The following is a 22,241-nucleotide window of genomic DNA, read 5'->3' as shown; positions in this document are numbered from 1 at the left end:
TGTGTCTGATGGCGCGAGGCTCGCTCGCGCCTGCACAGAGCAAAAAATCGAATTAACGGGTAGAAACCGGGCGCTTGACCCACGTCGGTGACACGCTGCTACCGCTGCCGGTGACGTACAGCACTGCGGCTTCACCGCGTTCCAGTGCAACCGGCTTGAGATCGCTGACCTTCTTGTCGCCCTCGAACAGCGCAAAGCTGACTTTCACCGGGTTGATCTCACGCTCGCCACGGCCCTTGGCCGCCACAGCCTTGACCACGTCTGTCTTGCCGTCAGCGGTTTTCAGCGTCAGCGCCTTGTCTGTCAGGTTCTGGACCCGTACCAGGGATTTCTGTTTGTTCTTGAACGGCGGCTCTTCGATCAGTTGCGGTTGGCCGCTGCTGGTGTTGACCAAGGTGTAGTAGTGGTCGGCGCTCAGTTTGACCGGCAGGTTGTGGCTACCGACTTTGGCGCTGTAGTCGCCCTGGGGCAGGAAGCTGAAATCACTGCTGCCCTGCGCCGCAACGTCGTTGAGGGCCGTGTTGCCAACGGTGGCGCTGACGGGCTGGTTGCTGGCGTTGAACATGCGCACAAAGCTGGAGCCCTTCGGTGCGGTCGGGCCGTAGAGCGCGGCATCACCGCCGGCCCAGGCTTGCAGCGACAGCAGGCTCATGCCCGCGATCAATGCGAGTGATTTGGCGAGACGACGTGGAGCAGGTGTGAACGGCATGGTTTTGATAGTCATCAGTCGAACCTCTCTTTCAGTGTTGCGCCCGGTTGGGCGTCTCGGATTTCGCAGTGTTTTGTGCAAGTTGCGGTTGGCGTGCGCCCGCTTCTTTCAAGGTCGCGACCCACTGTGGATCGGCGTCACCGATCTCGTTGTCCACCGGCAGGTAACGCTCGGGGAACTCCCAGATCAGCACTTGGGGCGGGGTGTTCTTGAAGGCATCGCTTTTGAGGTAAGCGAGCATCGGCAGGATCGGCCCGTGGCCGTCTTTGGAATCGTTGATCACGTCGCTGCGCAGGGCCTGTTTCAGGGCACCGACGAAGTTCCAGTTCGGGTTGGCGCTGTAGCTGGTGCCCACCAGCGTGACGGGCACTTCACTGTCAGCGAACAAGGCGTCTTCACTGTCTGCCTGATCATTGGCCGCCCGGGTGCTGCGTTTTTCCAGCGGTTCGGAAGGCGGCATCAGGTTGCTGAACAGCGGGTCCATGGGCAGGAAGCGCTCCAGGTCGCCATTGTGCTGTTCGGTTTTCTCGGCCTCGGTTACGAACTGTTGCGGTTCACCGCTCAGGGGGAACTGGCTGCCAATCGCGGCCGCCAGTTGCTGGGCCGCAACCTGCGCGCCGTCGGGTGTCCAGTGCGTGTCAGTACGCAGGAAGACTTGCGCACCGCCTTGCTTGGCCTGTTGCAGCGGGCCGAGCAAGTCGGGAGCGATGATCTGGCTGGCGGCCAATTGCGCGTGAAAGTCGCGGTACAGATCGGCGTGAATGCTGGCAGGACGTGCGTCACCCATGTGCTCGGGGTACAGGCGCACTTTGGACGGCACCACAGCCATCACCAACTTCACTCCGTGTGCCTTCAAGGTTTGGCGCACGCCTTCGACCAGCGCGTAGTTACCGGCCACGTTTTGCTCGGCGTTGGGCCAGGGCTTGAACTCTTCATCGCTGAACAGCCACTGGTTACGGCCCAGCACCACGCCGGGACGGCCTTCGTTGAACAGGGTGAAATCCAGCGCAGCCCAGAGGTTGGTGCCCAAACGCTTGATCGGGAACTCGTCGTCATAATGCGTCTCGACGGCTTTGCTCCAGCGCCCGTTTAGCACGGTGGCGTCGTCCGTGGTGTTGAAGCCCATAAAGCTGCGCAATGAAATCAGCCCCAGGCCCAGCAGCAAGGCGCAGAAAAAGGCGACGTAGACGATGCGTAATGTTCGATTCATGGTCGGCTCCCCTTAGAACTGGAAGTACAGGAACGGCGAGAAGCTTTGCGCCGAAAGTTTGAGAATCGAGGCGATGAACAGCAGCACGATCAAGGTGCGCATCGCGTAGCGCGGCCAATCGGCTACCCAGTACGCCGGTTGCACGCTGGCTTGCGCACCCACTGTGTAGCCCGGCAGGTGCAGGCTGTCCGGCGCGTCGCCCGGTACGGCTTTGATCAGCCCCGGTTGCGCGGTCGCCGGGCCATCGGCCTCGGTTTTGCGCGTGGATTTGGGCGTGCTGTACAGATCGCGCAGACCAAAGAACGCCAGCGTCAGGTACGCCACCACCAGCGTGGCCACTTGCAGGCCGGTGAGGTTGGCGCGGTTGAGTTCCGACAGCGACCATTCCCCGAAACTGAACATGGCGCCGTACATGCGACCGGCCACGTGCAGGTTTTCGGCACGGAAGATCACCCAGCCCATGACCACCAGCAGGAAGGTCAGTGCCCAGCGGATCGGGTTCAGCGCACGCGGCGTGGTGTTGATGCCCAGCGCTTTTTCAATCGCCAGCCACATGCCGTGCCAGGCGCCCCACACGATGTAGGTGATGTTCGCGCCATGCCACAGACCGCCCAGCAACATGGTCAGAAACAGGTTGCGGTAAGTGATGAGCGTGCCTTTGCGGTTGCCGCCCAAGGTGATGTAGAGGTAGTCACGCAGCCAGGTGGAAAGGCTGATGTGCCAGCGACGCCAGAACTCGGTGATCGACTGGCTGATGTACGGCTGTTTGAAGTTTTCCATGAAGCGGAAACCCATCATCAAGCCCAGGCCGATGGCCATGTCGCTGTACCCCGAGAAGTCGAAATACAGTTGCGCGGTGTAGGCCAGCGCTCCGAGCCAGGCATCGCCTGTGGTCGGGTTCTGCAAGGCAAAACAATGATCGGCCACCACTGCCAGGGTGTCAGCGATGAAGACTTTTTTGATGAAACCCTGCATGAACCGTGTGGCGCCCTCGCTGAACTTGTCGAGGGTGTGTGTGCGGTTGTTGAACTGGTCGGCCAGGTCGCGAAAACGCAGCACGGGCCCGGCGATCAAGTGCGGGAAGATGGCGACGAAGGCCGCGAAGTCGATCAGGTTACGGGTGGCCGGGGTGTCGCCGCGGTACACGTCGATGATGTAGCTGATGGACTCGAAGATGTAGAACGAGATCCCGATCGGCAACAGCACGTGGGTCAGGATAAACGGGTCCAGACCCACCGAGCCCATCATCGCGTTGATGCTGTCGACGCCGAAATTGGCGTACTTGAAGTAGCCCAGAATCCCCAGGTCAATCACCACGCCCAGCAGCAACCAGCGTTGCGCGGGCTTGGTACGAACCCCGGCCGCACCGACCTTGAGACCGATCCAGTAGTTCCAGACCGTGACCCCGATGAACAGGGCCAGAAAGTCCACGCGCCACCAGGCATAGAACACGTAGCTGGCAACCAGCAGCAACAGGTTGCGATAGCGTTGCCCGCTCAAGTAATACAAGCCGAGGAACACCGGCAAAAATAAAAACAGGAACACATTGGATGAAAAAACCATCCTGACCTCTCCGTGTGGACCAGCAATAAAGGGCTTAGCCCCCCCAACCCCCCCCGTGAAAAAAATGGGGAGGGTGCATATGTTTCATTCCAGCGTGGGTGCCGTTCTATCGACACTCACCCCAACCCTCTGCCTGAAGGAGAGGGCCGCGTTCAGCCTTTTTCGTGCGCCGGGTCGTAGACCTTGGTCAGGTCCCCGCCCAAACGAAAGGTCTTGAACGGCTGCATCCCGCGTTTCATGTCGATCACCTCGGGCGTACAGGTGTAGAGCGTGCAAAACGGCTCCAGCCAGGCGAATTTGGCGTCGATTTTCAAATCGGTCATGTCCGGCGCTTTGCCGTTTTTGGCTTCAAACGTTTGCGGGTCTTTCACGCCGTTGAGCACACGCTCGCCCAAGCGTTTGAGGGCCGCGTTGTTTTCGTTGCGCAGGTCCACGCCATTGACCAGCGCAAAACTGGCGATCATCGCCAGTGGTGGCAGGGCGTAGTTGTGATAGGCGAGGGCGCGTTGCTGGCGCTTGAGTTCGTTGGGCAAAAAGCCCTGGGCGTCGACCTGATTGGCGCCGACCTTGAACTCTTTGACCGACCAGTCGAACAGGTCACGGCGATTGGTGGCGATGGACGTGGCCATCACTGACCATGCGGCCCAGTACGAATGGTTGTTGGTTTTAGCCAGCGGCAGGTTGTCCCAGTCGCTGACCACCTGTTCGGCCATTTTGCTGAACCAGGCTTCGATCGCTTTGGCTTGCTGCGGATGTTTGGCCAGTGGCTGCGACTCGGAGAATTTCAGGCGCAGGTACGAGGAGGCCATGCTGCCCAACGCCCATTTGCGCATCGATTTGCCGGTGTGGTTGAAGTCCTTGCTCATTAGCGCATCGGCTTGCGCCCAGGCCGTCAGCCAACTGAGCGTGCATTCGAGTTGCTCCGGGCGGCCATCACGCATGAACTGCATCACCCGCTTGCTGGTGCCGCGCTCAAGGGTGGTGATGCCGGAGGTTGCATCGCGAAATGCTTTTTCCGAAACCACGTTCAGCGTCGAGCGGGCTTTGTCCGAGCCTTCGTACTTGCTGCGAAATTCCAGCTTGTCGGTGTACGGCTTGGGCATCGCACCGCAGTCGTTTTTGAAATCGCCGGTCTTGAACGCTTCGACCGGGGCGTAATAGCCCTGGGGAGGGCGCAAGGGCGCGGCGGCGTGGGCGGTACTGGCAAACATCGCCAGCCCCAGGAGGGTCGGCGCCAGCAAGGTGCGCAGGTTGATCGGTGCAGTGGGCATCAGAAACCTCATCGTCCGGCCTGCGCGTTCAGCGGCGCAGGGTGGGAGAAAACGTTGCGTTTGCAGATTTTGGCTTCGACTTTCTGTGCGTCACCCGCGTCTTCCGGGCCCTGAATCTCAATGGCCAGCAGGTTCTGGCTGGCCCAGTCTTCATCGGTACGCAGTTCAAAGGCGAAACGCCCGTCTGTGTCGGACGTGGTCGGTTTGTCGATCTTCAGATCTTCATGGCGACCGTTCATGTACCAGAGCGTGGCTTGCAGGGTTTTCACCGACGGGTCGGCGAAGCGAATGTCGATTTGGTGGTTGGCGTTACGCAGGTCTTTGTTGGTGCTGTTGACCAGCATCTGGTTCTTGCCCGGCTTGAGGGTGGCGCTGCTGCTCATCAACGCGGGTTTGCCTTCGCAACCGTTGTCGAGCAGGGCCATCATCTGGCGGTAGATGGTTTCCTGATCCAGGCGATACAGCGGCGAAAATTCCCAGATCAGCACCTTGGGCGGGGTTTTCTGGAATTCATCGCTGCCCAGGTACTGCAACATCGAGCCCTCCAGGCCACCGCCAGGGAAGGCGACGTTCAGCACGTCGGCACCGATGTATTGCTCCAGGAACCCGGCAAAGTTGTAGTTCTTGCCGCTGTGGCTGGTGCCCACCAGGGTGATTTGCGGGTTGGCCTCGTCGCTGAACAGGTCGCCGTCAGCGGCTTCGCCCTTGGGCTCGGTGCTGAACTGGTCCATGTACTGCACGGCGTAACTGGTGCCACACAGTTGCCCGGCCATGTTGTGCAGGGTGCCGGTCTTGCCCATGCGCCCGGTGATTTTGGTTTCGAATTCTCGCTGCGGGATGTCGGCAAAACCGGGGATTTTTTTCACCGTATCAGCCACGATTTTCGCCGTGCGCTCGGCCCCGTACGGGGTCCAGTGCTGGTCACCACGGAAGTAGAAGTCGTGGGCTTGCTGCTCATTGGTCAGGGGGGACAAATCGGGCACGTAATAGCCCATTTTGGCGAAGCGCCCGAGCATGGCCTGGTAGTTTTTCAGCGCCGTGTCGTAGTCGAATGTGTCGCGCTCGGCGGGCATCAATTTGTTGCGATTGACCAGTCCGCGGGTCGGCTGATACACCACTACCAGCTCCACGCCCTTGCTTTTGAAGGCGTCGTGCAACTGCTGCATGCGCTTGTAGCCGGCAGGCGTGGTGTCGAATTCAGTACGCAGGTCTTCCTGGGTGCGGAACAGCCAGTCGCCCTGGGCCTGCACCAGTGTGGTGAAGTTCTGCTGATAGCGCGTGGTGTAGTTTTTCGCGTCGTGGGCAGCCGGGCACAGCTTGCAGCACGCTTGGGCCGTGAAGGCAGGCGCCTGAATCTCGTCCGCCTGCACACCGGCTGCTGCGCCGAGGATGGCAGCAGTCAGGCCCGACAGGCTCAAAATCTTGATCAGATGGGGGGGCATAACAGTCATCCTCAGTTGCGCAATTCGGTCTGGCGTTCAACGGGGTCGATCAACACGGCTTTTTGCTGGCGCACCATCAGGTCGAGTATTTCGTCCTGGCGCTCACCCAAAATGCCGTTGAAGCTGATGCCGCTGGATTTGGTCGGGGCCAGCATCGACACCCGGTACAGCTCGATGCTCAGCGGCGAATCGATCGCTAGCGGGCCGCTGCCATTACCGGCCAGCTCGCCGCCGACCATGATCAGAGACACTTCGGCGTCGAACGGGTCGAGGTCGATGTCACGGTCGGTGTCGGTCAGGTCTTTGATGTGGCCGTACACGCCGGTCAGGCCATTGGCCATGGCGATGTTTTCGTACAGGCGGATGTTCACGCTGTTGCGAACGCGGATGCCGTGACGGCGGTTGTTGATGACTTTGTTGCCCCACAGCAGGTTGTCGCCGCTCTCGTAGAGGGTGATGCCGTCGGTGTGGTTCTGAAAAATCTCGTTGTCGGCAATCAGGTTGTTGACGCTGTTACGGTCAATCACCAGCCCCGACAGTTTGTTGTCATGGCTGCGGTTGTTGAAGATGAAGCTGTCGTTCACTTCACGGGAAATGATGATCCCGTGTTTGCGCTGGGTGCCGAATACATCGTTCTCGGCAATGATCAGCCCGTGAGATCGGTCATGGGGGTCGATGCCGTAGACGACGTTGTCGCGGTAGGTGTTGCCCTTGACCACGAAGTCGCGGGTTTCATAGCAGTAGAAGCCGTACCACATGTCCGAAAACTCGGAGCCGACAATCCAGCCTGTGGGCTCGTCACGCTTGATGACTTTGGCCATGTTGGGCGTGTACTGGGAAATGCTCACCCCGTACGACTTGCTGTTGGCGTAGCCGAAGCTCGCCATTTTGGTGTTGATGATGTACGTCTCGGTGCCGCCCCAGGACAGCAGGAACGGGCGGAACTCCTTGGCATCGCGAAAGGTCGCGGGGCCATTGGCTTTTTCGCGCCAGCCGGTGACTTGGGTGTCACGCACGAACAGTTGGCCGTCGTTGACCAGAAACGAACCGGCTTCCTGGGACAGGCGCAGCTCTTGGGTGCTGTGGTCGATTTCCAGAATGCCCTTGTGCCCGACCACAATCGGCAAACGCGCCAGGTACACGCCTGGCGCGGTCTCGCTGAAGTACTGCTTGGGCAGGCGCTTGGTCAGGTCTTTGAGGTTCACATAGCCGTCGTCGATGAAAATCGCCTGCGGGATGCCGCCCTGACGTACCACCCACTCGGCCATTTTGTTGTCGCCGCCGATGAAGTCCTTCAACGCGTCTTCTTGCATCATGCGCCGCACGCTGACTTTACCCGCGGTGCTGCGCACGATCTTGGCCGCAGCGGCTTCGGCGGTGTAGCCCGAAAGGTCGGGCAATGCCGGTTTCGGGATGTTCAGCGGTGCGACAGGTGCCGTGCTGACGGTATAGGTTTTGGCGTGTTGCAGCTCTTTGGCCACGGTCGGCTTGACCGCTTCGCCAGCGGCAAACGCAGTGGAACTGGCCAGCAGCAGAGCGCCGGCCAGCAGGCTGATCGCGCTGATATAAGCAGGATGATTCATGTCACGCACTCCCGTTGGCGTTGTCATTAAAAGCGCCAGATCACGTCAACGAACGCGCGGTGCATGTACGAATCCACCCCTTTGCCGTAGGCATCGCCCGGCTTGAATACGCCGCCGCGAAAGCGCACCAGTGCCGAAGGTTCATCGATGGACTGGCTCAGCGCGGCGGGCAACAGGCCTTGCTTGAAGTATTTGGTAACCACCAGGTCCATTTCCTGACCGAGGTCTTTTTTGCCGTCCATCATCGGCAGCGCGGTGCTGGCAATCAGGCCGCCCGTCGGGTCTTCGTTGTTCTCCACGGCATTGATGCCACTGGCACCGATCGGCTTGTTGCCGTCGACGCGCCAGAATTTGTGGTAGACCAGCGAGGCGTCGTACTCGTCGCGCAGTTGCCACGAACCGAACAGGCTGGCGCTCTGGATGTTTTGCATCTCACCCCGGAACGCTTCACCAAAGCGATGTACCCGTGAGCGGGTGCCGGTGAAGTTGGAGCGGTTGCTCTCAAGCCCGGTCTGCTGGTAGTTGGCGCTGGCGCGGGAATAGGCGGCGCCCACTTGCCAGTTCGGGTCCAGGCGCAAACGCACCCCCAGATCAGTGGCCCAGCCGTCCACGTCGTCATTGGCTTTAGCGCCGGCAATGTTGCGACCGTCCACGCTTGAGGTGGCCAGTTTGTCGCGCTTGCCGCTCATGCCGGTGACGCTGGCCCAGTAATTCACAGTGTTGGTGTTGCGGTAGTTGTAGGCGTCGCTGTTGGCTTCGAGGCCGAGCCAGGTCAGGTCACCGTTCTGGGTTTTATCCAGCGCGTCGACTTCTTCGCCCTGATGCTTGAGTGAACCATCGTCATGGGTGTGATGGGCGCGCAGGCCGACCCATTGACCGGGCGTCCACTGCGCCGAAATATCACCGAACAGGTGCAGGCGGTCCTTGTCTTGCGGTGCCAGCTCGGTCAGGTCGGTGCGGTATTCGCTGAAACGTTCGGCGGCGCCGAGGTTGGCCTTGAGCAAGGTGGTATCAAATGTCCAGGCCAGCGCTTCGATGTTGGTGTCGCGCCAGGTGCCATCGTCATTGCGCAGGCGTTGACGACCGAATTTGAGCTGTTCGCCGGGGTAGGCCGTTAAGCCTTTGTAGCCGACCCAGAATTCGCGCAGGGCCAGGTAGCTTTTGTCCTGTTTGCGAGCGTCGCTGCTGCTGTTTTGTTCGGTATCCGACTGTTGCAGGGTGTCGGTTTCGATGATGTCGCTGGAGGTCACTGCCTGCCCCATGGCGTACGCACTCCAGTTGCCGCGTTCGCCGTATACCCACGGGCGCAGGTCAAGGCCGATGCCGTTGACGTCGCCGCCGCTGCGGGTACCCAGGTCGCGGTCGTCTTCCGATTGCGCGGTGATCTTGGTTTCAAGGCCGAAGTTTTTCTCATCGGTCAGCGCCGCCAGGGTCGGGCATGACCACAACAGGGCGAAGGTCAGGCCGATCCCGGCTTTTACAAAAGGATTCAGGGTCATAGGGCTTCCTCGCCGTTTTCGTCGGCCAGCGTCTGTACCGCCAGAGCGTTCTGGCTCAGGGTGGCGCGCAAGGCGTTTTCTTTTTGCAGCAGGCGCTGAGCCGCAGCGCGTTGATCGGCGGGCAGTTGCTCGTCGAGCTGGGCCGCCAGTTCATTGGCTTGCGGGGTGTTTTGCAGCTTGGCCAGTTGGCTGAACACATAGGCGTTCACGGCGTTGGGCTGCGTGCCCTTGCCCTGGGAGAACAACTGGGCGATGGCGAAGTCGGCGCTGTTCTGGCCGTTACGAGCCGCCTTAAGCAGATGGTCGAGGGCTTTTTGCGGGTACACCTGCCCCAGATAACCGCGACGGTAAAGCTGGCCGAGGTAGTAGTCAGCGGCCACTTCCTTGTCCACGGCGCGCTGGAAATGCGCTTCAGCTTTTTGCGCGTCGGGGATCACCCATTTACCGTCGTAATACAGCTTGCCCAGCAACAGTTCGGCGCGCGGCTGGTCGGCTGCGCGGCCGTTGTCCAGGTATTGCTGCAACTGTGCTACGTCGCCCTGATCGGGGAAGTCGTAGAGCAACTGCGCCAGGCTGACCCAAGCGGCAGGGTAGGCCGGGGCAATGTTTTCCAGCAGCGAACGGGCCGTCTCGGGATCCGGCGTGCCGACGCTGGCGTCGGCCAGAACACGGGCCACGCCGTCGACTTTTTGCGCGGAGGCCGTGCCTCGGTTGTAAGCGCTTTGCAGTTGTTGGATCAGCGCGGCCTGTTGCTCGGTTTTGCCTTGTTTCTGGTACACCGTGGCCAGCTCGACGTAGCAACTGTCGGTGGTGGCCAAAGCATTTCGGCAGATGGACTCGACTTCATCCAGGTGCTGATCGTAGGTGCCTTCGATGCGGTACAGCGCCACTTGGGCCAGACCGGCTTGCGGGTAGCCTTCGGCGCGCCACTGACTGATCTGCTGTTGGGCATTGATCTGGGGGAAGCTCTGCGGGTGCTGCAGGTAAAGCATCGCTAACGGCGTCAGGCTATTCGCGTCGCCACTGGCAAACGCTTGTTGCAGCAAGGCTTGCGCCTCGTGCAACTCGGCGTCGCTGGCGCCGGGTTTAGCGGCCAGCAGACGACCCAGACGAGCTTGAGCGCGGGGCGAGGTCTTCGCCGCTTCGCGGTAGGTGGCTTCGGCCTTTTTCAGCTGTTCGGCGTCGCGGCTTTCCATCCAGATATCGGCCAGGCCGACCTGCGCCTCGGTGTAACCCAAGTCTGCCAGCGCCTGGTAGTTGCGCTGGGCGGTGGCTGTATCGCCATTTTTCAGCGCTTCATTGGCCAGACGCTGATCGGGCAGGCCGGAGCAGCCAGCGAGGGCGAGGGTCAGCAGGCAAAGCGTAGGGAAGGCGTTCTTCATGGTTACAGACCTGCTGCCGACGCTTTGCTGATCAGCCAGTCCATCGACGGACCGCGATCGCTGCGCACTTCAACCGGGCGGCCGGCGAGGGCGCTGTCCAGCGGGGCATCGGGTTTGATCTGGACGCGGATGTCGGAGGACAGGTCCTCGCTGTTCAGGCTGGTGCTGCTGATGATCTTGCCGGTGCGCTGATAGTCTTCGCCCGCCACTTGGAAGTTCACGCGGGTACCCGGCAGCACATCGCCAAACTGGCGATAGCTGAAGCGTGCGGCAATGTTGGCCTCGCTGGTGCGCGGCACCAATTTGAAGATCACGTCGCCCTTGCTGGCGTATTGACCATTGGCAACCACTTGCTCGGCCACCACGCAATCACACGGCGAGGTCAGGGTGCCGGTCATTTGCTTGCCAAACAGGGTTTCGATATTGGCCGGTTGCAACTGGTTTTCGTCCAGATGGCCTTTGAGCACATCCAGCATGCTGGTGCTGAACGTCGCAATCGGCGCGCCATTGGCCGCCAGGTTGTCGTCTTTAACCAGGCTTTGCACGGTGCCATCGCGGGGCATGGTGATGTTCATGCCTGGCACGCTGACCAGCGCCGACTGAGCGTGGGTGACGAAGTACAGGCCGTAGACCGATTTGACGATAAAACCGAAGGCCACCAGCCCGACGACAAACACGCCCGCACTCAGCACCACGGCTTTCATGCGTGCGAACGGGGTCATGCCGCTGCCGCCATCCTTGACCTTACGCGCTTTGGTGAAGTTGTCGCGCTGCAGGGTGGCGAGCACTTCGCCCATGGTCACAATGTCACCGCTCAGGTGCGAAGTGATCAGGTGGCGCAGGGTGGAAATGTCCTGTTGATCGAGGTTCTGGAATTGGCAGCCGACGCGTCCGCTCTGGCGGTCAACGTTACGTACCAGCAGCTCCACGTCCATCGCCAGCTCAAGGTTGTCGATCACAAACTGCAGGCGGCCCTTGTGCACTTCGCCCACGGCGAGTGTTTGATTGGCGGCGTAAAAGCTCAGGCCACCGGCCGACAGGTCAATGATGCTGACGTCCATCGGTGTGCGGTCTTTGCCGAGAAAACGCAGCTTGGCCGGGATTTTGACCCGTGCGTGCTGACGCTGGGCTTCGGATTCGTGGACAACGTTGGTGTTTACTTGAGAGTTCATAAGGTCTTGTTCCTGGTTAATTCGATCGAGTCGGGTCAGACCATCGTCAGCAGCACGGCAACAAAGATGCTGGCGGCCGAGAAGGTCATGGTTCGAGACGACCAGGTGTTGAACCAACGTTGAAAGCTGGCCAGATCACGGGTCAATTTGGTGTCCTGACGGGTCCAGGATTGTTGGTCGAGGCGGAAGAACACGTAGATCTTCACCAGCGCACCCACAATCTGGTTGTAATAAAGAATCAGCGGGTAGGCCGGGCCGATGCTGTGGCCGGAGCAGGCCAGCAGCAGGGTCAGAATCAGGCGCGTAATACCGATCCACAGCAGGTAGGCGATGAGGAACGTAATGCCGTATTTGAAGCTGGCAATCAGCGCGACGGTCAGGCCCAGCAACGAGGTCCACATCGACACACGCTGGTCAAACAGCACCACGCTGGTGAACAGGCCGAGGCGCTTGACACCCAGCCCCAGCGCCCGGGCGTTCTGCCGCAGGTTGTTGCCGTACCAGCGGAACATCAGTTTGCGGCTGGCCTTGATGAAGCTCTTTTCCGGCGGGTGTTCCACGGTGTGAATGGCCGCGTCCGGCACGTAGAACGTGTCGTACCCCAGGCGCATCAGGCTGAACCAGCTGGACTTGTCATCACCGGTCAAAAACTTGAAGCGGCCCAGACGCCAGTGCTGCAACGAATCGCTTTCCACATCGGCAATGAAGTCCGGGTCAGTGACCACGTTGGCGCGGAACACCGACATCCGCCCGGTCATGGTCAGCACGCGCTTGGACAAGGCCATGGAGCACATGTTGATGTGGCGCTGGGCGAAGCGCAGCTTGTGCCACTCGCTCATGATGTAACCGCCGCGCACTTCGCAGAACTCGTTGGTGGTCAGGCCGCCGACATTGCCGAACAGCTGGAACCAGGGCACGGTTTTGCGCACGACGCCGGGGGCGAGCACGGTGTCGCCGTCGATCACGGCAACCACGGCACGGCTGTCCGGCATGTGCCGCGAGATGGCGCGGAAACCAAAGGCCAGACCGTCACGCTTGCCGGTACCGGCGATGCGCACGAAGTCGAGTTTGACGCGGTCAGGCGGGTTAAGACGCTCCCACATGCTCTTGACTAGCAACTCGTCGGACATCTCCACCAGCGAGCACACGACCGTGGTCGGCAAGCCGCATTCAATGGCTTCGCGAATGACCGAACTGTAGACCTGCGCCGTTGTCAGCGCGTCGATACGGAAACTGGTCACCATCAAAAACACATGGGACGGGTCTGCTGCTTTGCCCAGCTTGCGAACTTTGCGTCGCAGGTGCGGGTACACCACATACAAAAACAGCATGCCGCGCAGGAAGTGCGTGGCACCCATTGAATAGCGCCAGATACCCACGGCGCCAATCAGGAAAATAAAGTTTTTCGACTCGGAGTCGAAGGTCGATGTCGGCAACGCCAGCGCGAGGCCCATCAACAGCGTGAGGTAAAACAGCCAACCGGCGGCTTGGAGAAGGCCGTGTTTTAGCCTGAGCATAATGAGGTTCCGTTTGAGCATGGAGGCTGTGATGCGCAGAGCGTGTAGTCGCTGGCGCAGACTGCGATCTTTCGAAGTGTCAAAGATCGCAGCCCGTTTCAATCGTCAGCGGCTATAGCGCTGTTGTTACCAGCAAATGCCTTCGGTACGGCCGACGGTGCAGGTGGCTTTGGACATGAAGCCCACCAGGTCGATGACCTGTTTGCCATGTGGCGCGGTTTCGGCCAGCGCGCGGAACTTCTCATCGCGGTTGCCCAGGATGATGACGTCGCTGTTGTTAATCACGGCGTCGAAGTCCGAGTTGAGCAGGGACGACACGTGGGGGATTTTGGATTCGATGTAGTCTTTGTTCGAACCATGGACACGGGCGTATTCGACGTTAGTGTCGTAAATGCTCAGGTCAAAACCCTTGCCGATCAGCATTTCGGCCAGTTCCACCAGCGGGCTTTCGCGCAGGTCGTCGGTGCCGGCCTTGAAGCTCAAACCGAGCAGGGCGACTTTGCGTTTGTCGTGGCTGGCGACGATGTCGAAAGCGTTTTGCACTTGCGACACGTTGCTGCGCATCAGCGAGTTGAGCAGCGGCGCTTCTACGTCCAGCGAGCTGGCACGGTAGGTCAGTGCGCGCACGTCTTTAGGCAGGCACGAGCCACCGAACGCAAAACCCGGACGCATGTAGTACTGCGACAGGTTCAGGGTTTTGTCCTGGCACACCACGTCCATCACTTCGCGGCCATCGACGCCGACGGCTTTGGCGATGTTGCCGATTTCGTTGGCGAAGGTGACTTTGGTGGCATGCCACACGTTGCAGGTGTACTTGATCATCTCAGCGACTTCGATGTCCTTGCGGATGATCGGTGCGTCGAGTTCTTCGTACAGTGATTGCAACACGTCACCGGAGGCTTTATCGAACTCGCCAATTACGGTCATAGGCGGTTGATCGTAGTCGGCAATGGCGGTGCTTTCTCGCAGGAACTCCGGGTTGACCGCGACGCCGAAATCGACACCGGCTTTCTTGCCCGAGCACTCCTCAAGGATCGGAATGACCACGTTCTTCACGGTGCCCGGCAGCACGGTGCTGCGAACCACGATGGTGTGACGCGAGGTCTTGTCGCGCAACACGGCGCCGATTTCGCGGCACACGGCTTCGATGTAGTTGAGTTCCAGGTCGCCGTTTTTCTTGCTCGGGGTGCCGACACAGATCATCGACAGGTCGCTTTCGCGGATTGCCGAAGCAAAGTTGGTGGTGCCTCGCAGGCGGCCATTCTGGATACCCTGGGCAAGCAATTCGCCCAAGCCCGGTTCCACGATAGGCGACTTGCCGAGGTTGATCAGATCGATCTTGTCCTGAGAGATATCTACGCCGATCACTTCGTGACCACGGGCGGACAAACAACCGGCGCACACTGCGCCAACGTAACCCAAACCAAATATGCTGATGCGCATCGCAATTACCTCTGTCTTGTATAGGCCATTTAATAGCCGGACTTAAAGTGTGGGCGCACTCGGAACTACGGCACATAAAAGCCGTAATGCCGTGTGCAGGCATCGTTAAGTTTTAAGTTGTTGGAAGTTGCACATTTAAAGTGCAACTCATCACTATCAGTAAGGCCTGTCAGATGATGGGGACGGCCTTGGGTGGGCGCCTGGCGCCGCGCGCTCTCTTTTTTTTAGCCTTTTAAAACAAAGGGTTATAGCTCTGCTTCAGTCACCTTTGCCTGGGCTTTGTTAATACGGATAACACCAGAAAGTTGGTTTTATCTGTGTAAGTGATATCTCACAAATCTGTAAGAATCGTTACGGGTTGTATGAGCAGTGCTCTCGGACATAGTTCCGGGCCGTTCATCCCGTTTTCAACGAAATTTAACAAAATGAAAAGTGATGGCACTGGTTCCATATTGATAGCACTTAAGGTTTCACCCTTTAGTTACAAGGCGTTCATCGGCGGGGATAGTTAATTGCCACTATGGGTAAATAAATTAGGTGCCACTATGAAAAAAAGTCACATCTGTCGAGTGAATTTATGTTCATAGAGATTTCAAGACGTAGTTTTGGCGTCAAATATTTGGCTGTTTGCGCCAGAGTGTGAAGGGGGTCACATCGCAGTGCGCTCCCCGGTTAGCCCGGGGAACGTCAAAAAGGCGGGATTTATTCGGGGGCGTGGTCGCGTAAAAAAACCAGCAGATCGGGTTTGGATTGTTCGGCGCTGTAATAGTAACCCTGAGCATCGAACTGCTTGAGCTGCTCGGGGGTGTTAATGCGTTCCTTGATCACGAAACGGCTCATCATGCCGCGGGCTTTTTTGGCATAAAAACTGATGATTTTGTGCTGTCCGTTTTTCAAATCTTTGAATTCGGTGTTGATGATGCGCGCGTTCAGGGCTGATTTCTTGACCGCCGAAAAGTACTCATTGGACGCCAGGTTGAGCAGCACATCATCGCCTTGGGCAGCCAGCGCCTCATTGAGCCACTCGCTGATACGCGTGCCCCAGAAGGCGTACAGGTCTTTGCCCCGGGCGTTGGCCAGTTTGGTGCCCATCTCCAGGCGATACGGCATCATCAGGTCCAACGGGCGCAGCAGCCCGTATAGCCCTGAAAGCATGCGCAAATGGGTTTGCGCGTAATCAAAATCCGCCTCGCTGAAATCCACGGCATTCAGGCCGGTGTACACATCGCCCTTGAATGCCAGCAACGCTTGTTTGGCGTTTTCAGGGGTGAAAGCAGGTGTCCAGCTGCCGAAGCGCGCGGCATTCAGGCCGGACAGCTTGTCGGACAGGTGCATCAGCTCGCCAATCTGCTGCGGGCTCAGTTCGCGCAGTTGGCCGATCAACGCCTGCGAATGATCCAGGTAGTGCGGCTGGGTAAAGCGCTGGGTGGCCGGCGGCGTCTCGTAGTCGAGGGTTTTAGCGGGTGAAATCACCATCAGCATGGGGTCGTCTCCTTTAAGCGTCGGGGGATTCTAGGGGGTTGGGCGATTTGACTCCACCTATGACGCCGATAGAACGCGCATGCCGCAGAGGAAGGGGCAGTGGTGCAATCGTGCAGGGCTTGGCAGCGACGACAGTGGCCGAGTATCAACAGGCATTTGTTGGGCAGCAGGTTATAGTGCGCACAGTTTTTACAGGGGGATTGATTCGTGCGTATTGCTCTTTTCTTGTCGGCCTGGCTGGTGTGCCTGAGCACGGTGGCGGCGCCCAATGAGCCAGCAACGCTGGATCGCAGCACGTGGCCAGAGTCGTTAATCAGCCCGGCACTGTTCGATGTGGCTTCGCGGGCAGAAATACTCACCTTCGCCCATGCGCTGTTAACCAGTGAAACACTGGATGAACGTGCGCTCAGCCAGCGCCTGGGGTTGAAGATCATCAACATGGATGCGATTGATACCGTCCGTCAGCGCATGTGGCAACGGTTGTTGGCCAACTACAACCTGGCCCAGCAAAGCTGCGATCAGGACGCATCGTTCTGTTATTACGTTGACGGCATGGACAGCCTGCGCGAGCAAGCGGGCAAATTTGAAATCGCTGATGACTCGTTCTACGTGAAATGGGCTGAGCCGAGTGCCGAGTTTCATCGCAACTACCTGGACGAGCAGTTGCGTCTTGCCGCGCTGTTCCCGCAGACCGGCAGTGAGATTGCCTTCTACGGCGAGCATGAACTCAATGGCCAGGCAATGAATGACCGGCTGTTCATGTTGTCCTTCGACAGCGGCCCAACCCAGCTGCCCGGCAGCACGGACTGGCTCACCGACTACCTGCGTAAACAGTCCCTCAGCGCGACATTTTTTGTCTTGGGCAACAGCGTGCAGGCACGGTTGAACAAACAGTCCGAACAGCAGTTGCAAGCGCTCTATAAAGGGCAGTGCGTTGGCGTTCAGGGGTGGGAGTACCGTTCGCACAGCCATTGGAACGATTGGCAAGATTCAATCCTGCGCAGCACTGCGCTGGTCAAGCGGGCAGTGCCCGACAGTTATGTGCCTTTGTTTCGACCGCCTTATGGGCAGCGTCGTGAAGACAGCGGGCCTTTCTTTCAATCCCAGGGGTTGCGTGTGGCGCTGTGGGATATCGATTCGCAGGACATGGCGTCCAGTTTGAGTGCCGAGCAGTCCGCGCAGCGGGTGTTAAGCCTGATGCTGCTCTGGCGTCACGGTGTGATTGCCTTCCATGACACACAGAACAAGGTGCGTACCGCCTTGCCCTGGCTCATGAAAGCCACGGCACAGAGCGGCATCGGGTGGGAAGATTGCACAGCTTTCGGCAAGTAGCAGACGCCAGCAAAGGCCGGCCTCTACAGGCGGGCGGTGAGCTTGCAAAAGGCGACGTGCGACGTCGCTGCCCACGCGCAAGTATTCAACCTGCGCAACCAGAGCGTCTTTGACGATGGCCTCAATAGTCGATTTGGCGTGTTTGGCGTCGATCACAGAGAGCTGCAGCACGTGCAGGGCGGCATCCATTTGGATGCCTGAAAAGGGTGGCGCTATATCAGGTAATTCCTAAGCCTAGTAGCGGTTTGGCATTGCGCCAAGGGCTATTCGTCATTCAGGAAAAAATAATGCCTGCGCGCTAAAAAGACTTTTTCTTGTCACACGTTTTGGAGTATTACGAAGACAGACCGCCGAAACCTGCCACACAGGTGGCGTCTTTTCAGGACACCATCGGGCAGGTGATCAGGCCGTCATATCGAGGCGCAGCACTGTTGAGGTATTGCGTCGAATGGCTCCCACAAAGGTGACCGAGTATGGATGATCACGGACGTACGCCTTCCTCCAACCAGCCAATCCTTTATGTACTCGATACCAATGTTCTGATTCACGATCCCAACGCGTTGCTGAATTTCGAGGAGCACCACGTCGCGATCCCCATGACGGTGCTCGAAGAGCTCGACAAACTCAAAACCGGCAAATTACTGGTGGCAGCGGAATGCCGTCAGGCCATTCGTTTGATTGATCAGGTACTGGGTGTGGCATCGCCCGAAGACGTTGAAAAGGGCGTGCCTATTCAGCGCGGCAAAAGTGGCCCCAAAGGCTTTCTGTCGATCCTGATGAACAAGCGCCGAGAACCCAACGCGCTGCTGCCTGAAACCCTTAACGACAACATCATCATCAACCAGTTGATTGATTTGCACGCCCGCTCGCCCGAGATTCAGGTGGTGCTGGTCACCAAAGACATCAACATGCGCCTCAAGGCCCGGGCCTGCGGGATTGAATCCGAAGATTACAGCACCGATCAGTTGGTGGACGACGTGTCGATGCTGTCACGCGGCTATCACACCATGACCGGCTCGTTCTGGGACCGCGTCAGCAAAGTGGAAACCCGTCAGGGGCACGGTAGCACGTGGCATCAGGTGCAACTGATCGAAAACCTGCCCTCGGTCCATATCAACGAATTCATCATCGACGAACAAGGCTTCGTGGGTTGGATCAAGGAGGTGCGCAAGGACCACCTGCTGATTCTCGACATGCACCAGGAGCCCCTGCTTCATCAGGAGGCCTGGGGCCTCAAGCCGCGTGACATTTACCAGGGGCTGGCGTTGTATGCACTGCTTGACCCTGACATCCACCTGGTCAACCTTTCGGGCGCGGCGGGTTCGGGTAAAACCATCCTTGCGCTGGCCGCAGCGATTGAGCAAACCATGGTCAGCAAGCGGTATCGGCGGATCATTTGTACCCGCAGCGTGCAAGGGCTGGATCAGGAGATCGGCTTCTTGCCCGGCACCGAGGCCGAGAAAATGGAGCCTTGGCTGGGGGCGATCACCGACAACCTGGAAGCGCTGCACATGGACGATGAAAGCACCCACGGCAGCGTGGACTACATCCTGAGCAAGGTGCCATTGCAGTTCAAATCCCTGAACTACATCCGGGGCCGTAGCTTCCAGCAAAGCCTGATCTTGATCGACGAATGTCAAAACCTGACGCCACATCAGATGAAAACCATCATTACCCGTGCAGGCGCGGGATCGAAAGTGGTGTGCCTGGGCAACCTGGCACAGATTGATACGCCCTACCTGTCGGCCACCAGTTCGGGCCTGACCTACCTGACGGAGCGTTTCAAAGACTTCCCTAACGGTGTTCACATTGCCCTGCAAGGGGTGCCTCGTTCGATACTTGCCGAGTACGCAGAATCGCACTTGTAAACCTGTCTTTTCACCCCTGAATCGGGCGGCCATGGGCCGCCCGTTTTGTTTCAAAACTACCCCTCCAATCCGCTAGCGATAAATGGTCAAGTGCGCAAGAAGTTGCGCACTGTTTTGTGGATAACCCTGTGCATACATTGCTACGGCCCACATTCCCATTGGTCTGTAGAGGAGTGCGCAAGAAGTTGCACAGCACTGCGCAACTTCTTGCGCACTTTTTCCCTGTTTTTGGCCCCCAAAACACCCTCTCAAAAAACCTGTTTCGCTATGTATTTGCTTTAAAAGGAATTCTTAAAAGCTGGCACGAACCTTGATTAATCGATTCAGCGCTTGTCCGGCATTGTGGCCTTTCAAGTGCCTGTTTTCAGCAAGGAGAACGTTCATGGCGAAGCCGGATTTCACGTCCTTCACGGGGCCTGCGACTCAGACGAATGACTGCCGTTGCGTGTGCCGCAGATTCATTGGGCGCGACCTGTCAGGACGCTGATGAAAACCAGTCCTCGGGGCTGGGCTTCAGCCAAAAAGTGTCGGGATGTTTGGGTTCCGATGCCGGGTGTTCGCCTGTCGGTTGCTACCGACCTGCTGCCTGAAGGCCACCCTCGTTCAACACGAGGGTGGCCGTTCCTAACGTTAAGGTGTTCACCCGAGGAGTAATGGATGTTCAGCCCAGCCAACGAAACGCAATTTACGCTCACCATCAAAGGGCTCAATCAGGATCTGCGTGTCCTCAAATTTCATGGGCAGGAGACGATCAGCTCACCCTTTGCAATCATTGTTGAGCTCGTCAGCGAACGCGCCGATCTTGACCTTGAACGCTTGCTCCACCAGCAGGCATTTCTGGCGTTCAACCGCCATGGAAACGGCATTCACGGGCAGATTTATCGCATTGAACAAGGCGAGTCGGGCAAGCGCCTTACCCGTTACAGCCTGACGCTGGTGCCCCACTTGGCATACCTGCGCCATCGCACCAATCAGCGGATCTTTCAGCAGCGCACCGTGGCTCAGATCATTGCCAGCGTACTTGAAGAGCACGGTATTCAAAGCGATACCTATCAGTTTCAATTGAATGCCAGCTACCCGCCGCGTGAGTACTGCGTTCAATACGACGAGTCAGACTTGCACTTCATTCAGCGGCTCTGTCACGAAGAAGGTATTCACTACCACTTTCAGCATTGCGAACAGTCCCACTTGCTGGTGTTCGGTGACAATCAGACCGTCTTCCCCCGACTGCCCAAGCCCACGGCCTACGTGCAGGGCAGCGGCATGGTGGCGGATGAGCCTGTGATCAAACAGTTCAAGGTGCGTTTTGAAACCCGCCCCAGCCGCGTTACTCGCCGGGATTACGACTTCGAGAAAGCCGGTTTTCAGATTGAAGCCGACCACCGTCCGCAAGCGCAAACCCCGCAGCCCGATCTGGAGGACTACGACTACCCAGGGCTGTTCGTAAAGCAAAAACGTGGCAAGCCCTTGACCCAGCGCGCCCTTGAGCGCCATCGCGCCGACTACCGTCAGGCCGAGGGCAAAAGCGATCAGCCGACGCTGGTCACGGGGCACTTCCTCTCCCTTACCGAGCACCCGCGCAAAGAGTGGAACGACCTGTGGTTGCTCACTGAAATTCACCATCAGGGTTATCAGCCGCACGTGCTGGAAGAAAACATGACCCAAGACAGCGCCCCAGAACCCGACGCGTTCGAACAGGGCTATCGCAACACCTTTTTGGCCACCCCTTGGGATGTGTTTTATCGCCCCAAACAGGCTTACCCCAAACCCCGGGTGCTGGGCAGCCAGACCGCATTGGTGACCGGGCCGGCAGGTGAAGAGATCTATTGCGATGCCCATGGGCGCATCAAGGTCAAGTTCCATTGGGACCGCGAAGGCAAGGCGGATGACAAGGCCAGCTACTGGCTGCGCGTAGCCTCCAGCTGGGCGGGCAGCAGCCACGGCGGCGTCACGATCCCGCGTGTCGGCATGGAAGTGCTGGTCACGTTCCTTGAGGGCGACCCGGATCAGCCTGTGGTGAGCGGTTGCCTGGCCAACAGCCTTAACCCGGTGCCTTATCCCTTGCCCGCCAACAAAACCCGCACCGTATTGCGCAGTCGCAGTTCACCGAACAGCACCGGGTTCAATGAACTGCACCTCGAAGACCGGGCGGGCCGGGAGCTGATCTACCTGCGTGCCCAGCGCGACATGCAACAAAAGATCGAGCATGACAGCCGCCTTGAGGTCGGTAACGAGCGGCATGAAACCATCATGGGCAACAACATCGTGGTGCTGGAGGGCGAAGACCACCGCACGGTGGCCGCCGACCGTAAAGTCGAACTCAAAGCCAACGATTACTTGCACGTCGCCAACAGCAGCCACACCCGTGTGGGGCAAGTGCTGGTGGCCGAAGCCGGGCAGCAAGTGCACATCAAGGCCGGGGCCAACCTGATTCTCGACGCAGGCGCGAGCCTCACCCTGAAAGCGGGCGGGGAACACATTGTCATTGGCGGCGGGGGGATATTGAGCAGCACACCGATCCAAATCGGCGGAGCCCCTGCCAGCGGCACGGCTGCCGCCCCGTTGCTGCCAGGGCTGCTCGGGTTATCGGCGGCCCCTTCTTTGCCAGAACAGTCGCGTGATCCGGCAGCGCGTGCGGCAGGGCAACCTGAAACGCCTTTTCCCCCTAAACCGGTCTGCCACGACTGTTTGCTCGCCGCGCAGGCCAGGGCCGAGGTGTTGGTCGCGCGTTAAGTCGTCTGTAGCAAAAACAATAAGAGAAGAGAAAG

General features: G+C 58.8%; 16 protein-coding genes. 4 read left to right on the top strand and 12 right to left on the bottom strand.

Annotation, left to right across the window (positions count from 1 at the left end):
- Window positions 1-52: 52 nt before the first annotated feature.
- The 12 genes from CJF39_RS06455 to yaaA form a co-directional block, all read right to left on the bottom strand.
- Window positions 53-709: an alginate O-acetyltransferase AlgF gene (locus CJF39_RS06455; protein WP_094992742.1), complete on the bottom strand. Its 657-nt coding sequence runs from the start codon at window positions 707-709 to the stop codon at window positions 53-55.
- Between the two features lie 31 nt (window positions 710-740).
- On the bottom strand, window positions 741-1,919 hold the full coding sequence (locus CJF39_RS06450) for an alginate O-acetyltransferase (protein ID WP_094992661.1): 1,179 nt from the start codon (window positions 1,917-1,919) through the stop codon (window positions 741-743).
- Window positions 1,920-1,931: 12 nt separating this feature from the next.
- Complete coding sequence (locus tag CJF39_RS06445; protein WP_094992660.1) at window positions 1,932-3,482, bottom strand: MBOAT family O-acyltransferase; 1,551 nt, start codon at window positions 3,480-3,482, stop codon at window positions 1,932-1,934.
- Between the two features lie 152 nt (window positions 3,483-3,634).
- Complete coding sequence (locus CJF39_RS06440; protein WP_094992659.1) at window positions 3,635-4,753, bottom strand: mannuronate-specific alginate lyase; 1,119 nt, start codon at window positions 4,751-4,753, stop codon at window positions 3,635-3,637.
- An 8-nt stretch (window positions 4,754-4,761) separates the two neighbouring features.
- The gene (locus tag CJF39_RS06435; protein ID WP_094992658.1) at window positions 4,762-6,195 is read right to left on the bottom strand and encodes an alginate O-acetyltransferase; all 1,434 of its coding nucleotides are present in this window, start codon (window positions 6,193-6,195) and stop codon (window positions 4,762-4,764) included.
- 11 nt (window positions 6,196-6,206) lie between these two features.
- Entirely contained in the window at window positions 6,207-7,778 is a 1,572-nt protein-coding gene (gene algG, locus CJF39_RS06430; protein ID WP_070411709.1) for a mannuronan 5-epimerase AlgG, read from the bottom strand.
- A gap of 26 nt (window positions 7,779-7,804) precedes the next feature.
- Complete coding sequence (locus tag CJF39_RS06425; protein WP_094992657.1) at window positions 7,805-9,277, bottom strand: alginate export family protein; 1,473 nt, start codon at window positions 9,275-9,277, stop codon at window positions 7,805-7,807.
- Entirely contained in the window at window positions 9,274-10,659 is a 1,386-nt protein-coding gene (gene algK, locus CJF39_RS06420; protein ID WP_094992656.1) for an alginate biosynthesis TPR repeat lipoprotein AlgK, read from the bottom strand. The genes CJF39_RS06425 and algK overlap by 4 nt, the downstream gene beginning before the upstream one ends.
- 2 nt (window positions 10,660-10,661) lie before the next feature.
- Window positions 10,662-11,831 carry an alginate biosynthesis protein Alg44 gene (locus CJF39_RS06415; RefSeq protein WP_094992655.1) on the bottom strand — a complete coding sequence of 390 codons (1,170 nt, stop codon included), beginning with the start codon at window positions 11,829-11,831 and terminating at the stop codon, window positions 10,662-10,664.
- A 35-nt stretch (window positions 11,832-11,866) separates the two neighbouring features.
- Window positions 11,867-13,348, bottom strand: coding sequence for a mannuronan synthase (alg8, locus tag CJF39_RS06405; protein WP_094992654.1), 1,482 nt, complete (start codon window positions 13,346-13,348; stop codon window positions 11,867-11,869).
- A 126-nt stretch (window positions 13,349-13,474) separates the two neighbouring features.
- A complete protein-coding gene (locus CJF39_RS06400) occupies window positions 13,475-14,791 on the bottom strand; it encodes a nucleotide sugar dehydrogenase (protein WP_094992653.1) in 1,317 nt (438 codons plus the stop codon).
- 702 nt (window positions 14,792-15,493) lie between these two features.
- Window positions 15,494-16,273: a peroxide stress protein YaaA gene (gene yaaA, locus CJF39_RS06395; protein WP_094992652.1), complete on the bottom strand. Its 780-nt coding sequence runs from the start codon at window positions 16,271-16,273 to the stop codon at window positions 15,494-15,496.
- 207 nt (window positions 16,274-16,480) lie between these two features.
- Between yaaA and CJF39_RS06390 the strand changes: the two genes are divergently transcribed.
- The 4 genes from CJF39_RS06390 (at window position 16,481) to CJF39_RS06380 (ending at window position 22,206) form a co-directional block, all read left to right on the top strand.
- Window positions 16,481-17,605 (top strand): polysaccharide deacetylase family protein, encoded by a 1,125-nt coding sequence (locus tag CJF39_RS06390; RefSeq protein ID WP_094992651.1) that lies wholly within the window; start codon window positions 16,481-16,483, stop codon window positions 17,603-17,605.
- A 36-nt stretch (window positions 17,606-17,641) separates the two neighbouring features.
- Window positions 17,642-17,806 carry a hypothetical protein gene (locus CJF39_RS22965; protein WP_170942647.1) on the top strand — a complete coding sequence of 55 codons (165 nt, stop codon included), beginning with the start codon at window positions 17,642-17,644 and terminating at the stop codon, window positions 17,804-17,806.
- 272 nt (window positions 17,807-18,078) lie between these two features.
- Complete coding sequence (locus tag CJF39_RS06385; RefSeq protein WP_094992650.1) at window positions 18,079-19,473, top strand: PhoH family protein; 1,395 nt, start codon at window positions 18,079-18,081, stop codon at window positions 19,471-19,473.
- Between the two features lie 657 nt (window positions 19,474-20,130).
- Window positions 20,131-22,206: a type VI secretion system tip protein VgrG gene (locus CJF39_RS06380; protein ID WP_094992649.1), complete on the top strand. Its 2,076-nt coding sequence runs from the start codon at window positions 20,131-20,133 to the stop codon at window positions 22,204-22,206.
- Window positions 22,207-22,241 lie beyond the last annotated feature (35 nt).

This window comes from Pseudomonas lundensis, assembly GCF_002269125.1.
GTDB classification, from domain to species: Bacteria; Pseudomonadota; Gammaproteobacteria; order Pseudomonadales; family Pseudomonadaceae; genus Aquipseudomonas; species Aquipseudomonas lundensis_A.
Note: the sequence above shows the minus strand (reverse complement) of the source record. Positions and strands in the feature narration are given on the sequence as shown.

Excerpts from the sequence above, each read along its gene's own strand:
- CJF39_RS06435 (WP_094992658.1), bottom strand. The coding sequence starts at position 6,195 with ATGCCCCCCCATCTGATCAAGATTTTGAGCCTGTCGGGCCTGACTGCT.
- CJF39_RS06380 (WP_094992649.1), top strand. The coding sequence starts at position 20,131 with ATGTTCAGCCCAGCCAACGAAACGCAATTTACGCTCACCATCAAAGGG.
- algK (WP_094992656.1), bottom strand. The coding sequence starts at position 10,659 with ATGAAGAACGCCTTCCCTACGCTTTGCCTGCTGACCCTCGCCCTCGCT.
- CJF39_RS06385 (WP_094992650.1), top strand. The coding sequence starts at position 18,079 with ATGGATGATCACGGACGTACGCCTTCCTCCAACCAGCCAATCCTTTAT.
- yaaA (WP_094992652.1), bottom strand. The coding sequence starts at position 16,273 with ATGCTGATGGTGATTTCACCCGCTAAAACCCTCGACTACGAGACGCCG.
- algG (WP_070411709.1), bottom strand. The coding sequence starts at position 7,778 with ATGAATCATCCTGCTTATATCAGCGCGATCAGCCTGCTGGCCGGCGCT.
- CJF39_RS06400 (WP_094992653.1), bottom strand. The coding sequence starts at position 14,791 with ATGCGCATCAGCATATTTGGTTTGGGTTACGTTGGCGCAGTGTGCGCC.
- CJF39_RS06450 (WP_094992661.1), bottom strand. The coding sequence starts at position 1,919 with ATGAATCGAACATTACGCATCGTCTACGTCGCCTTTTTCTGCGCCTTG.
- CJF39_RS06425 (WP_094992657.1), bottom strand. The coding sequence starts at position 9,277 with ATGACCCTGAATCCTTTTGTAAAAGCCGGGATCGGCCTGACCTTCGCC.
- CJF39_RS06455 (WP_094992742.1), bottom strand. The coding sequence starts at position 709 with ATGCCGTTCACACCTGCTCCACGTCGTCTCGCCAAATCACTCGCATTG.
- CJF39_RS06415 (WP_094992655.1), bottom strand. The coding sequence starts at position 11,831 with ATGAACTCTCAAGTAAACACCAACGTTGTCCACGAATCCGAAGCCCAG.
- alg8 (WP_094992654.1), bottom strand. The coding sequence starts at position 13,348 with ATGCTCAGGCTAAAACACGGCCTTCTCCAAGCCGCCGGTTGGCTGTTT.
- CJF39_RS06445 (WP_094992660.1), bottom strand. The coding sequence starts at position 3,482 with ATGGTTTTTTCATCCAATGTGTTCCTGTTTTTATTTTTGCCGGTGTTC.
- CJF39_RS06440 (WP_094992659.1), bottom strand. The coding sequence starts at position 4,753 with ATGCCCACTGCACCGATCAACCTGCGCACCTTGCTGGCGCCGACCCTC.